This window comes from Bradyrhizobium sp. Cp5.3 (assembly GCF_000426265.1).
GTDB classification, from domain to species: domain Bacteria; phylum Pseudomonadota; class Alphaproteobacteria; order Rhizobiales; family Xanthobacteraceae; genus Bradyrhizobium; species Bradyrhizobium neotropicale.
Genome location: NZ_AUFA01000002.1, coordinates 166,459 through 179,516, shown reverse-complemented (window position 1 = coordinate 179,516; position 13,058 = coordinate 166,459). Strand labels below are relative to the sequence as shown.

The 13,058-nt window shown below is 64.4% G+C and carries 10 protein-coding genes; 3 read left to right on the top strand and 7 right to left on the bottom strand.

Translation table 11 applies throughout. The annotated features are described in order from the left end of the window. Positions 1-36 precede the first annotated feature (36 nt). The 5 genes from K289_RS0103870 to K289_RS0103850 form a co-directional block, all read right to left on the bottom strand. On the bottom strand, positions 37-3,132 hold the full coding sequence (locus K289_RS0103870) for a MexW/MexI family multidrug efflux RND transporter permease subunit (RefSeq protein WP_027550272.1): 3,096 nt from the start codon (positions 3,130-3,132) through the stop codon (positions 37-39). A gap of 68 nt (positions 3,133-3,200) precedes the next feature. Then, positions 3,201-4,394: an efflux RND transporter periplasmic adaptor subunit gene (locus K289_RS0103865; RefSeq protein ID WP_027550271.1), complete on the bottom strand. Its 1,194-nt coding sequence runs from the start codon at positions 4,392-4,394 to the stop codon at positions 3,201-3,203. A gap of 1 nt (position 4,395) precedes the next feature. Next, entirely contained in the window at positions 4,396-5,097 is a 702-nt protein-coding gene (locus K289_RS0103860) for a TetR/AcrR family transcriptional regulator (RefSeq protein WP_084788544.1), read from the bottom strand. A gap of 150 nt (positions 5,098-5,247) precedes the next feature. After that, positions 5,248-5,838 carry a thiamine pyrophosphate-dependent enzyme gene (locus tag K289_RS0103855; RefSeq protein WP_027550269.1) on the bottom strand — a complete coding sequence of 197 codons (591 nt, stop codon included), beginning with the start codon at positions 5,836-5,838 and terminating at the stop codon, positions 5,248-5,250. After that, the gene (locus K289_RS0103850; RefSeq protein WP_027550268.1) at positions 5,835-6,389 is read right to left on the bottom strand and encodes a thiamine pyrophosphate-binding protein; all 555 of its coding nucleotides are present in this window, start codon (positions 6,387-6,389) and stop codon (positions 5,835-5,837) included. The genes K289_RS0103855 and K289_RS0103850 overlap by 4 nt, the downstream gene beginning before the upstream one ends. A gap of 105 nt (positions 6,390-6,494) precedes the next feature. Here K289_RS0103850 and K289_RS0103845 point away from each other — a divergent pair, with 105 nt between their 5' ends. From K289_RS0103845 to K289_RS0103835, 3 genes are all read left to right on the top strand, one after another. Continuing rightward, a complete protein-coding gene (locus K289_RS0103845) occupies positions 6,495-7,715 on the top strand; it encodes a cytochrome P450 (protein ID WP_027550267.1) in 1,221 nt (406 codons plus the stop codon). 84 nt (positions 7,716-7,799) lie between these two features. Beyond that, a complete protein-coding gene (rocD, locus tag K289_RS0103840) occupies positions 7,800-9,017 on the top strand; it encodes an ornithine--oxo-acid transaminase (RefSeq protein WP_035683782.1) in 1,218 nt (405 codons plus the stop codon). Positions 9,018-9,488: 471 nt separating this feature from the next. Next, positions 9,489-10,973, top strand: a complete 1,485-nt coding sequence (locus K289_RS0103835) for a Spy/CpxP family protein refolding chaperone (RefSeq protein WP_027550265.1) — start codon at positions 9,489-9,491, stop codon at positions 10,971-10,973. Between the two features lie 30 nt (positions 10,974-11,003). Here K289_RS0103835 and K289_RS0103830 read toward each other — a convergent pair whose 3' ends face one another. Together K289_RS0103830 and K289_RS0103825 are read right to left on the bottom strand one after the other, a co-directional pair. Continuing rightward, on the bottom strand, positions 11,004-11,867 hold the full coding sequence (locus K289_RS0103830) for a sugar phosphate isomerase/epimerase (RefSeq protein ID WP_027550264.1): 864 nt from the start codon (positions 11,865-11,867) through the stop codon (positions 11,004-11,006). Beyond that, positions 11,867-13,057, bottom strand: coding sequence for a dihydrodipicolinate synthase family protein (locus K289_RS0103825; protein WP_027550263.1), 1,191 nt, complete (start codon positions 13,055-13,057; stop codon positions 11,867-11,869). Before K289_RS0103825 ends, K289_RS0103830 begins: the two co-directional genes overlap by 1 nt. Position 13,058: the final 1 nt, after the last annotated feature.

The following is a 13,058-nucleotide window of genomic DNA, read 5'->3' as shown; positions in this document are numbered from 1 at the left end:
GATGCCGCCCTTTCTTCGTTCAGTTAGCCTTTCGTATCAGGTCGGCCGCAGCGCCTTGGAGCCGAGGTCCATGGCCTCGATCTGCTTGTTGCGCTCCGATTCGGCCTCCTTGCTGTGGTCGGTTGCCAGCACGACGTAGACCGCCGGCAGCACGAACAGCGTGAACAGAGTGCCGATGGACATGCCGGCCACGACCACGAGTCCGATCGAGAAGCGGCTGGCGGCGCCGGCGCCGGTGGCGGTCAGCAGCGGGATCAGGCCGGTGACCATCGCGGCCGTCGTCATCAGGATCGGACGCAGACGGATGCGGGCCGACATTTCGATGGCCGAGCGGCGGTCGAGCCGTTCCTTGATCTGGAGCTCGTTGGCGAACTCCACCATGAGGATGCCGTGCTTGGTGATCAGGCCGACCAGGGTGAGCAGACCGACCTGGGTGTAGATGTTCATGGTCGCCACGCCGAAGAACAGCGGGATCAGGGCGCCGACGATCGCCATCGGCACCGAGATCATGATCACCAGCGGGTCACGCAAGCTCTCGAACTGCGCCGCCAGCACCAGGAAGATGATGATCAGCGCGAAGCCGAAGGTGATCGCGAGCTGATTGCCTTCCTGCACGTACTGCCGGCTGTCAGCGAGATAGTCGTGGCTGAAGCCCTGCGGCAGCTTCTTGGCCTCGCTCTCGAGGAAGTCGACCGCAGCACCGATGGTCACGCCCGGCATCGGCACCGCCGAGAACGTCGCCGAATTGAGCTGATTGTAGTGCGTCAGCGAGTTCGGGTCGGTGGTGGTCTTGATCGACACCACCGTCGACAGCGGGAGCTGCTGGCCGGTGTTGGTGGTCACGTAGTAGCCGCCGAGCGAATCCGGCGAGAGCCGCTGACCGCGCGGCACCTGCGGGATCACCTGGTAGGAACGGCCCTCCAGATTGAAGCGGTTGATGTAGTTGCCGCCAAGCAGAACCGCGAGCGTGCTGCCGAGGTTCTGCATGTTGACGCCGAGATCCTGCGCCTTGGTCCGGTCGATCGTCACCTTCACGTTCGGCTGATTGTAGGCGAGGTCGCTGTCGGAGACGATGAACATGCCGCTCTTGCGCGCAGCGTCCTTCAGCTTCTCCATTTGCTCATAGACCGTCTGGAACCCTGCGGTGGAGTTGATCACCATCTGCACCGGCAGGCCGCCCGGGCCGCCCGGCAGCGGCGGCAGGTTGAATGCGAACGCCTGGACGCCCTCGATCTTGGACAGCTCCGCCTGCACCAGCGGCTTCAGCGCGATCGACGAGCGCTTGCGCTCCTCCCAGGGCTTCAGCAGCATGCCGGCGATACCACCCTGCGGACCGTTGATGCCGTTCAGCACGAAACGCAGATCGGTCTCGGGGAACTTCTGGAATTCCTTGTCGAGCTTGTCGCCGTAGAAATCGACATAGTCGATGTTGGCGTATTTCGGCGCCTTGGTCACCGCGAAGACAATGCCCTGATCTTCTTCGGGCGCGAGCTCCTTCGAGGTGTGCATATAGAGGAAGCCGACGAGCCCGAGGATCGTCACCGCGAACAGACCGGTGATCGCCTTGTAGTCGAGCGAGCGGTCGAGCCTGCGTCCATACCACCGCGTCACTGCGCCGAACACCTTGTTGACGAACTTGGCGAAGCGGCCTTCCTCCGTGTTCTTCAACAGCACCGAGCACATCATCGGCGACAGCGTCAGCGCGATCACGCCGGATACGATCACCGAGCCCGCCAGCGTAAAGGCGAACTCGCGGAACAGCGAGCCGGTGAGGCCGCCGAGGAACCCGATTGGCGCGTACACGGCAGCGAGCGTGATGGTCATCGAGACCACCGGACCGACGATTTCGCGCGCGCCTTGTAGCGCCGCCTGTACCGGCGTCTTCCCTTCTTCCAGATGTCGATGGATGTTCTCCACCACGACGATGGCGTCGTCGACCACCAGGCCGATCGCGAGCACCATGGCGAGCAGCGTCAGCAGGTTGAAGCTGAAGCCCAGCGCCAGCATCAGCGTGCAGACGCCGATCATCGACAGCGGGATTGTCACCACCGGAATAATGACCGAGCGGAGCGAGGCGAGGAACAGGAAGATCACGACGATGACGATGATGACGGCTTCGCCCAGCGTCTTCTCGACCTCGTCGATCGACGACTGGATGAACTTGGTCGAGTCGTAGGCGACCTTCATCTTCATCGACGGCGGCAGATTGCGCTCGAGCTCGGGGAACAGCGCGCGCACGCCCTTGACCAGCGTCAGCGGGTTACCTTGCGGGGTCGCCTGCACGCCGATGAAGATCGCGTGCTCGCCGTTGAAGGCGACGCTCGCATCCGTGCTCTGCGCGGCAAGCTCGACGGTCGCGATGTCCTCCATCCGCACGAAGCCGCCGTCCTTGGCCTTGATGATCATCTTCTTGAACTGGTTGACGTCGGTGAGGCCCGTATTCGTCGAGACGTTCGAGACGATGAGATAGCCCTTGGTCTGGCCCGCCGCGGACTGGAAGTTATTGGCGGTGATCGCCGCGGCGACGTCGGCCGGCGACACGTTGCGGCCTGCCATCTTCACCGGATCAAGCCACAGCCGCATCGCGAAGGTCTGGCCGCCCAAAATGTCGGCGGAGGCGACGCCGTCGACGGTCGACAGCACTGGTTGCACCACGCGCGTCAGATAGTCGGAGATCGCCGAGCCCGACAATTCCTCGGATGAGAAGCCGAGATACATCACGGCCGTGGTCTGGCCCGTGGTCTTGGTGACGATCGGGTCGTTGGATTCCTTCGGGATCAGGTATTTGACCGAGTTGGTCTTGGCGAGCACCTCGGTGAGCGCCTGGTTCGGATCGAAATTGAGCTTGATGTAGACCTGGATCGTCGAGGTGCCGAGCACCGAGGACGAGGTGATGTAGTCCACGCCTTCGGCGGAGGCGACCGCCTGCTCGATCGGCGTGGTGATGAAGCCCTGAATCAGGTCCGCGGACGCGCCGGGATAGACGGTCGTGATGTTGATGACCGTGTTCGACAGTTTTGGATATTGCCGGATCGGCAGCACCATCGCCGCGCGCAGACCGATCAACAGGATCAGCAGGCTGACGACGACCGACAGAACCGGGCGCTTGATGAAAATATCGGTAAAGGCCATCGCGGCAATCTCGATTTCTTTGTCTCAAGAAGCATGATCCGGCCGGGCCGGATCATGCGAGCGTTATGTCAGTAGCGCGGCGGCTGCGCCGGGATCTGCGGTGCCGGGTCGTTCGAAATCGACACCGGAGCGCCCGATTGCAGCTTGAGCTGGCCGACGGCGACGACCTTGTCACCCGCCTTCAGCCCTTTCAGGATCTCGGCGCGACCGTCGACCCGGTTGCCGGTCTGCACGAAGGTGCGCACCGCACTCAGGCTGGTCTTGCCGTCGTCTTCCTTTTTCTCGGTGATCACGAACACCGCATCGCCATAGAGCGTGTAGTCCACCGCCGTTTCCGGCACGGTGATCACCGCCGGCTTGTCCGGCAGCACCACCGTGGTGGTCACGAACATGCCGGGCTTCAGGATCTTCTCTGGATTGGCAATCGTCGCCTGCACGCGAATGTTGCGGGTGTCGGTCGAGATCTGCGGCTCGATCGTCGTGATCTTGCCCTCGAAGGTGCGGCCTGGATAGGCGTCGACCTTTAGCCGGACGGGCTGGCCGACCTTGAGGTTGCCGGAGTCCTTTTCCGTCACCGTGAAGTTGGCCCACAGCTCCGACAGATCGGTCAGCGACACGATGGCCGTGCCTGCGGTGAGATACTGACCGAGTTCGACCTTGCGGACGCCGAGATCGCCGGAGAACGGCGCGCGCACCAGCTTCTGCGAGATCAGCGCCTCGGTCTTGGCGATGCCGGCCAGCGCCTGGTCGTAGGCGGCCTGCGCGGTATCGACGGTCGCCTGCGGACCGAACTGGCGCGACGCGAGCTGCTTGGCACGGTCGAGCGAAAGCTGCGCCACGGTCGCCTGCGCCTTGTAGTTGGCGAGGTCGCCCTGCTCCGGCGCGTCGAACAGCTGCACCAGCGGCGTGCCTTCATCAACATGCGCGCCCGGCTCGAACTTGATCTCGGTGACGCGGCCGTTGACGTCGGTGGTGACGTTGACCTGGTGCACGGCAGCGAGTTCGCCGACCGCGGTCAAGAGGTTCGGCACCACCTCCGACTTCGCCTCGGCGGCGCTGACGGCCACCGGCGGCGGCTTGTTGTTGGCGAAGAACTGCTTGATCATCTGGCCCCGGAAAGAATTGAACCAGACGAGGCCGCCGACGAGCACGCCCAGCAGCGTGCCGACGATGAGGAACCAGCGCACCGGCTTGACGGGACGCTTGGCAGCCTTGTTGTCGATCGGTTCGCCCGAAATCTTGTGTTCGGCTACGATGTTCATGTCATGCACTTTCTGCAATCGCCGTCTTGCCGGCACCCGGCGCCAAAGCGCGGTCCAGATGCGAAGCAATTGCGGCGTCGTTAAGTCCTATACCCCTCAGAAGAAACTCACAGAGCTGCCGCTCCAGATCGTTCGCCTTGCCGTAAGCGAGACAGGGCGCGGCCGGCAGCCTGGTCAGCGCAGCCGTCATCACCGAATGATGCGCAAACCAGAACAGGTTGAGCGGCTCGCCGCCGCAAGGCCGCGCATCGCCCGCGGCGACCGCGCGCTCGAGCGAGGCGACGAAGACCGCGCCGATCAGCTTCTCGATCTTGGCATATAGCAGGCGCGCGAACTCGCCATCATCCAGATGGCTCGTGGCCATCAGTCGCAGGCGCTGCGCCTCCTCCTGGTCGGGACCGTCGGCGATCTCGAGGAAATGCTGGACCATGCCACGGATCAATTCGACCAGGGCGGCGGTCGACGGCTCCCGCTCGAGCAGCTCCATCAGCGCCGGGTCGGCCTCGCATTCGTCGCTGAGGATTTCGGCATAGAGCGCCGCCTTGGACGGGAAATGCTTGAACAGCAGCGCCTCGGAAATGGCAGCTGCCGCCGCCACGCTCTTGGTCGTGGTGCCGTTATAGCCATGTCGGGCAAAGCAACGTTTAGCGGCGCCGAGGATCAATTGACGCCTCAGGTCGCTCGTCATGCGTAGTGAGCTCATGTTAGTGAGTAAGCACTCACCCACGCCAAAGTCAAGCACAATGCTGCGACGCAACCTAAATGGGTTGTAGATTCAACGGAAATTTACGAGCAGCGGCCGCCTGCCGGCACGATCCGGCGGGTCCGATTGAGGTTCGATTCGAACGGGGGCCTAGATCGGCTGGAAACCGAGGTCGCCGCGGATCCGGTTGACGATATAGGTCCCGTCCCGGCTTGGCAAAATCCGCTCTACGTTGGCGCTGTCGATCTTCACATTGGCAAAGCGTGGCCCGGCCGAGACGTCATGGACGGTTTTGGCAAAAGCCTCCACCTCGGCCATGGTCGAGATCGCCCGGCTGTCCGGAATGCCGCAGGCCCTGGCGACGCCGACGAGGTCGGCGGCCGCGGAGGTGTGGCTGGTCTGGCCGCCGGTCTCACCATAGCACTCGTTGTCGAGCACCACGATTGAGAGATTCGACGGCTTCTGCAGGCCGATGGTGGCAAGGCTCCCCATGCCCATCAGCATCTCGCCGTCCCCGGTGATGACCAGCACCGGGAGCTTCGGCTGCGCCAGCGCGAGCCCGAGGCCGATCATCGCCGCGCCGCCCATGCCGCCCCAGAGGTAGAAATTGCGCGCATGGTCGCCGGCGGCGGTGATGTCGTTGGTGGAGGCGCCGAGGCCGCCGATCGCGACGAGATCCTTGCGGTTCGCAAGCAGCGCGGACACCACCTGGCGGCGGTCGAGGAGATTGGCCTTGCTCATTTGGTGAAAACCTTTGCGCCGATCAGGCGCTGCGACAACAGGACTGCGGTCGGCGTAAGGGCGTTGTAGGCTTGTGCCGCGGCCGCTTCGAGCACGGCCGGAACCTCGGCTGGGTTCGATGCCCGCAGCACCTTGACGCCCGAGAGTTCGAAGACGCCCTGCGTGGTCGAGCCCATCGGCACCTGCCACGGATTGAACTCGCCCCACTCGCCGCGCATGGTCACCAGCGTGAGGAACGGGAAGCGCAGGATCGGGATCAGCGAGAGCATGTTGATGCAATTGCCGACCCCGCTCGACTGCATCAGCAGCACGCCACGCTGTCCACCGGTCCAGGCACCGGCCAGAAGCGCCACGCCCTCCTCTTCCGTCGTCAGTGGAATGCCGCGCATGGTGGACGAGCCCTGCACGCGTTGGATCAGCTTCGAATGGCCGGCATCAGGCACGTAAGGCACCTGCCGGACGTCGAAGCGTTGCAATGTCGCGAAAATATAATCGGGCCAAAGAGTGCTCGATTCGGGTGCCGTGTCGGCAGCATCAGCGCGGGCGTGCATTTTCCTGTCCGGTCAGAGCAAATCGTGGCACGACTGTAGACGGTGAGCCGCATCGCTCGAAACAGCGAAAACGGCATATCGGTCTCAACCGGCGAGTATGGCGGCATGAACGCAGATGCGAGAGAACTGGCAGCCAATTTCGATCTGGAGAAGCTGACGCCCGAATTCTACGACAATCCCTACCCGACTTATCGTGCACTGCGGGAGAACGAGCCGGTCAAGCGCCTGCCGAACGGCACCGTGTTCCTGACCCGCTACGACGACCTCGTCACCACCTACAAGAACACGAAGTCTTTCAGCTCGGACAAGAAGCGCGAGTTCGCGCCGAAATACGGCGACTCCCTGCTCTACGAGCACCACACCACAAGCCTCGTCTTCAACGATCCGCCCTCTCACACCCGGGTGCGGCGGCTGATCATGGGCGCGTTGTCGCCGCGCGCGATTGCAGGGATGGAGCCGGACCTCATCAAGCTGATCGATAGCCTGCTCGACGCCATCGCTGCCAAAGGCAGTTGCGAGCTGATCGACGACTTCGCGGCCTCCATCCCGATCGAAGTGATCGGCAATCTGCTCGATGTTCCCCACGAGGAGCGCAAGCCGCTCCGCGACTGGTCGCTGGCGATCCTGGGAGCGCTCGAACCCGTCGTGTCGACCGAAGCCGCCGCGCGCGGCAACAAGGCCGTGAAGGACTTCCTCGCCTATCTCGAGACGCTGGTCGCGCGCCGGCGTCAAGAACCCGGCAATCCCGACCGCGACGTGCTGACGCGTCTGATCCAGGGCGAGGAGAACGGCGAGCGGCTGACCGAGAAGGAATTGCTGCACAATTGCATCTTCCTGCTCAATGCCGGGCACGAGACCACCACCAATCTTATCGGCAACGGCCTGGTGGCGCTGCATTGGAACCCGGATCAGAAGCAGCGGCTGATCGACAATTCGGACCTGATCAAGACCGCAGTGGAAGAGATCCTGCGCTACGAGAGCTCGAACCAGCTCGGTAACCGCATGACCACGGAGCGGGTCGAGCTCGGCGGCGTCATGCTCGACGCCGGCACATCGATCACGCTGTGCATCGGCGCGGCCAATCGTGATCCCGCGCAGTTTCCGGATCCGGAACGCTTCGACATCGCGCGCACGCCGAACCGCCATCTCGCCTTCGCGACGGGGGCGCATCAATGCGCCGGCATGGCGCTGGCGCGACTCGAAGGCGCGATCGCGATCTCGCGCTTCCTGGCGCGCTTCCCGAACTACGCCTTGAGCGGTCAACCGTTGCGGGGCGGACGGGTGCGTTTCCGCGGCTTCCTGAGCGTGCCCTGCTCCATCGGCTGAGGCCCTCGCCAGCACGCATCATTTTGAACGAACCACGCATTATCGGTTAGAATGCGTGAAATACGTGAGCTGGAGTGACGAAGGATGAGTAGTCCGCCAGTTGCTGATTTCATCACGAGGGAGGCGCGCTTCGGCGCCCGCAATTACGAGCCGCTAGGCGTTGTCCTGTCGCGCGGCGAAGGCGTCTTCGTTTGGGACACCCAGGGCAACCGTTACCTGGATTGCCTCTCCGCCTATTCGGCGGTCAACCAGGGCCACTGCCACCCGAAAATCCTGGCCGCGATGGTCGAGCAGGCCGGCCGACTGACCCTGACCTCGCGCGCATTCCACAACGACCAACTCGCTCCCTTCTACGAAGAGATCGCAGAGCTGACCGGCTCCCACAAGGTGCTGCCGATGAACAGTGGCGCCGAGGCCGTGGAGAGCGCGATCAAGTCCGTGCGCAAATGGGGCTATGAGGTGAAGGGGGTGCCCGACGGGCAGGCCGAGATCATCGTCTGCGCCAACAATTTCCATGGACGCACCCTCGGCATCGTCGGTTTCTCGACCGATGCGGCCACGCGCGAACATTTCGGCCCGTTTGCGCCGGGCTTCAAAATCATCCCCTTCGGCGATCTCGCAGCGCTGGAAGCCGCGATCACACCGAACACCGTCGCCTTCCTGGTCGAGCCGATCCAGGGCGAAGCCGGCGTCATCATTCCACCGGCAGGCTATTTCACGGGGGTGCGCGAGCTCTGCACTGCGCACGAGGTGATGCTGATCCTCGACGAGATCCAGACCGGGCTCGGCCGCACCGGCAAGCTGCTTGCGGAACAGCACGAGGGTATCGAGGCGGATGTGACGCTGCTCGGCAAGGCTTTGTCCGGCGGTTTCTATCCCGTCTCGGCCGTGCTTTCCAACAACGAGGTCCTCGGCACTCTGAAACCAGGTCAGCACGGCTCGACATTTGGTGGCAACCCGCTCGCCTGCGCGGTGGCGCGGGCGGCGCTCCGCGTTCTCGTCGAGGAAGGGATGATCGAGAACGCTGCGGTGCAGGGTGAGCGCTTCCTGCAAGGCCTCAGAAGCATCCGCGCCAACACCGTCCGCGACGTGCGCGGACGCGGGCTGATGCTGGCAGTCGAGCTCAATCCCGAAGCCGGCCGTGCGCGCCGCTACTGTGAGGCCCTGCAGCTCGAAGGCATCCTCGCCAAGGATACCCACGAGCATACAATCCGCTTCGCCCCGCCGCTGGTGATCACCGGCGACCAGGTTGATTGGGCGCTGGAGCGGATCGCGACCACGCTTACGCAGGATTTCACGTGAGGCCTGCCTGCGTCGGAATGGCGCATGCCGGAGGCGAGCGAACGATTTCGTCGCCTGCGCGTTGACAGTCACGGGCGACTGGACGAGCGAAGAGCTGCTGTCATGCTTCCGCGTGGCGTTTGTCTTACGGCTTTCCTGGTTGGCGTCTTCATGCTGGCGGCGAATGTCGGCGTGCACGCCCAGCAACATGGAAGAGGTGGACCACCGGGACCCGCTGCCCGACCGGCAGCGCCACCGGCGATGGCCCGTCCGGCGGCGCCGCCAGCGATGTCGCGTCCCGCCGCACCGGCATTCCATCCACCGGCCATGCCGCAGCGACCGGCCATGGCGCCGCATCCGGTGCCCCACTTCGCTTCGCCACCGCCGCGTCCGGCCCCACACTTCGCCGCACCACCGCCGCGAGCGGCCCCGCACGTGGCGGCACCGCGGCCTGAGATCCATCGGGCGCCGGCGGCACCGCAGCGTCCGGCCATGGCACCGCAGCGGACGCCGCATATCGCAGCCCCCTCGCGCCCCAGCGCGCCACCAGCCATCAGCGCACGGCCGTCGCGACAGGAGCGGATCGAACAGCGAGCGCAACAGCATCAGCAACAGATCCAGCAGCGCCAGCAGATCACGCAGCAACATCAGCGCGACGCGCTGACACGCCAGAGCGCGGAACGTCAGACCCGCATCGACCGGCTGCAACAACGTGTGCAGCAATTGCAGTCGAGCAAGCCGGAAGGCCGGCGGGCGCAGCATGCACAGGAGCGAGCGCTGCAGACACAGAATCACCTGCTGCAGCGCGAGCAGAGCATGCAGCAGCGCGATCAGGCGCGCCTGCAGCGGTTGGGACCCGAGCCAACGACAGTTGGCCGAGCCGCCGCGGCCACTGCCGTCGCCGCGCGGGCCGCCGAGCGCGGGCGATTTACGGAACGATTCCGCGAGCACGCCACTCCGCAAAGCCAAGCGGCACTCATCACCCGCCAGAGCGGCTGGGCTCCCCGGCAGGCTTGGCGGCACCGTCATCCTGCGGTCTTCGTGGCCTGGCTTGGGCCGGTGTTCTGGCCGTACGCCTATTCCGATATTTTCGACTACACGTTCTGGTCCTACGCGTACGACCCCGGCTATTGGGCCTATGCCTACGACGACTTCGTCGACACCGTGTTCTGGGGCGGGGATGGCGCCTATTCCGCCTATGCCAGCATCAACCCGTATGACTATCCGCAAGCCGGTGGCAGCTACCGCGCGCGCCGGAGCGCCAGCGTAAGCCAGCAGACGGTGCGGCAATTGTGTGACGCTCCGGACAAGGGCGTGACCGCGTGGCCGTTCGCGTCGATCACCCAGGCAGTACGGCCGACGCCCGAGCAGCGTACCCTGCTCGACGACTTGAAGGCCGCCGCGGCACAGGCCGCCGATGCGTTCAAGCAATCCTGCAATGATTCGTATGCTCTGACGCCGCCCGGCCGCTTGCGTGCGATGACGAACCGCGTCAGCGCCACGCTCGAGGCGGTGAAGATCGTGCGGCCGGCGCTCGAAAAATTCTATGGTTCACTCAGCGATGAGCAGCAGGCGCGTTTCAACGCGCTCGGTCCCAATATCGGCGAGCGCTCGCAACAGCAGTCGCAGCAGCAGGAGGCGAATGCTCAGCCCGAAAGCTGCGGCGATCCGAAATCCAGCCTGACGCAGCTCCCGATCGAACGGATCGAGGCGGCAATACATCCGGCGGGCAAGCAGAAGGACGCGCTCGAGCGATTGGGCGATGCGACCAATCAGGCAGTTAAGGCCCTGCAGGCAGCCTGCCCGGATGAGGTGCCGCTGACCCCGGTGGGGCGACTCGAAGCGATGCAGAAGCGGCTCGAGGCCATGCTGGAGGCAGCTAATCGGGTGCAGCCGGCATTGGACGAGTTCTACGCGACGCTGAGCAGCGAGCAGAAAGCGCGCTTCAACACGCTGCCGCAGACCGCAAGCCAGTGACCGCCAGCAGCATTGTTTGAGATGCCGATCCTAAACCACGCTTCGGTGCCGCTCGATGCAGGTGCGCAGCACCTCGTCCATCGGCTTGCCCCACCAGTCGTTGGAGAATATCTCGATCTCCGAATAACCAGCATAGCCTTGCGCCTCGACGGCCGCGCGCACCGACTTGATGTCGATCACGCCGTCACCCATCATGCCTCGATCGTTGAGGATGTCCTTGGTCGGCACCAGCCAGTCGCAGACATGAAACGCCAGCAGGCGATCCTTGCCGGCGCGCGCGATCTGGCCCATCAGCTCCGGATCCCACCAGATGTGATAGACATCAAGCGCGACGCCGAGCATGCCGCTGCGGCTGGGATCGAGCCGGTCGCAAATATCCAGCGCCTGCTTGGTCGTGTTCACGCAGGCGCGATCGGCCGCATAGGCCGGATGCAGAGGCTCGATCGCCAGCGGCAGTTCCGCCTGCCTGGCGTAATCGAGCATCTCGGCCAAGCCATCCTCGACCTGTCCCCGCGCCGCCGAAATATCCTTCGACGCGGCGCTGCCCGGCCGCGAATATTGCGGCAGGCCGCCAACGACGAGCACGATACAGGAGGCGCCCAGCGCCTTGGCTTCGTCGACACAGCGCCGATTGTCGTCGCGCACTTCGGTCCAGCGCGCAGCGTCGGAGGTGAACATGCCTCCGCGGCAATAGCCCGAGAGTTCCAGACCAGCATCGCGTACTGCGCGCACGGCGCGGTGAAGCCCGACGGCCGCGACCTGGTCCCGCCAGGGATCGATAGCGCCGATGCCATGCCTTGCACAGGCCTCAACGATCTGAACGAGATCACCCTGCTTGCGGACTGTCGCCGTGTTCAGCGACAGCCAGCGATGGTCAGACGAAAAATCACGCATCAGGATTCTAGTCCGTGCGAGGCCAGCACGGTCTTCATCCGCCGCGTCGCAAGTTCGGGATTGGCGAGCAAGCCGGCTTGATCCGCGAGGCGGAACAGCTCGGCCAGATGCAGCATCGACCGCGCGCTCTCCTGGCCGCCGACCATGGTGAAGTGATCCTGGTGGCCGTTCAGGTAGGCCATCAAGACCACACCGGTCTTGTAGAAGCGCGTCGGCGCCTTGAAGATGTGGCGCGACAGCGGCACGGTCGGCCCCAGCACGTCGTGGAAGCCGGCCTCGTCGCCGACCGCAAGCCGCGATAGCGCGTAGGAGGCCGCCGGCGCGATGGCATCGAAGATGCCGAGCAGCGCGTGCGAAAAGCCGTGTTCGTCGCCGGCGATCAGCTCCGCGTAGTTGAAGTCGTCGCCGGTGTACATCTTGATGCGCTTGTCGAGGCGACGGCGCATCTCGATCTCGCGCTGCTTGTCGAGCAGCGAGACCTTGACGCCGTCGACCTTGGCGGCGTTGCCGTTGATGATGGCGACCGCCGTGCCCATCGCCTTGTCGAGATCCTTGGTGCCCCAATATCCCGTCAGCGCCGGATCGAACATATCGCCGAGCCAGTGGATGATCACGGGCTCGCGGACCTGCGAGAGCACACGGTCATAGACTTTTGCATAGTCATCGGCGTTGCGGCCGAGCTTGGCGAGCGCGCGCGAGGCCATCAGGATGATGCGGCCGCCGACCTTCTCGACCGCGGAGATCTGCTCTTCATAGGCGCGGATCACGTCATCGAGGCTCTTGGCATCCTCGACCGCGAGATGATCCGTGCCCGCGCCGGAGAACACCAGCGCGTTGCGCTGCTTTGCGGCTGCGACCGAACGCGTGATCAGCTCCAGTGAGGTCGGCCAGTCCAGCCCCATGCCGCGCTGCGCGGTGTCCATGGCCTCCGCGACGCCGAGACCGAGGTCCCAGACATGCTCGCGGAAGGCGATGGTCTTGTCCCAGTCGACGGACACCGAGAGCCAGGGATCGTTGTCCGCGAAAGGATCGGCCACCGTATGCACGGCCGAGAACGCGATGCGGTTCAGCGTGCCCTCGAGCTTCGCCGGGAAGCTCCGGGAGGCAGCGAGCCGGTAGGTCTCGATCGAGCGGTCGGCCTTCGGCAGTTGCAGTGAGAGCGATGACATCGGCTGGACAGGCTTGTTCATG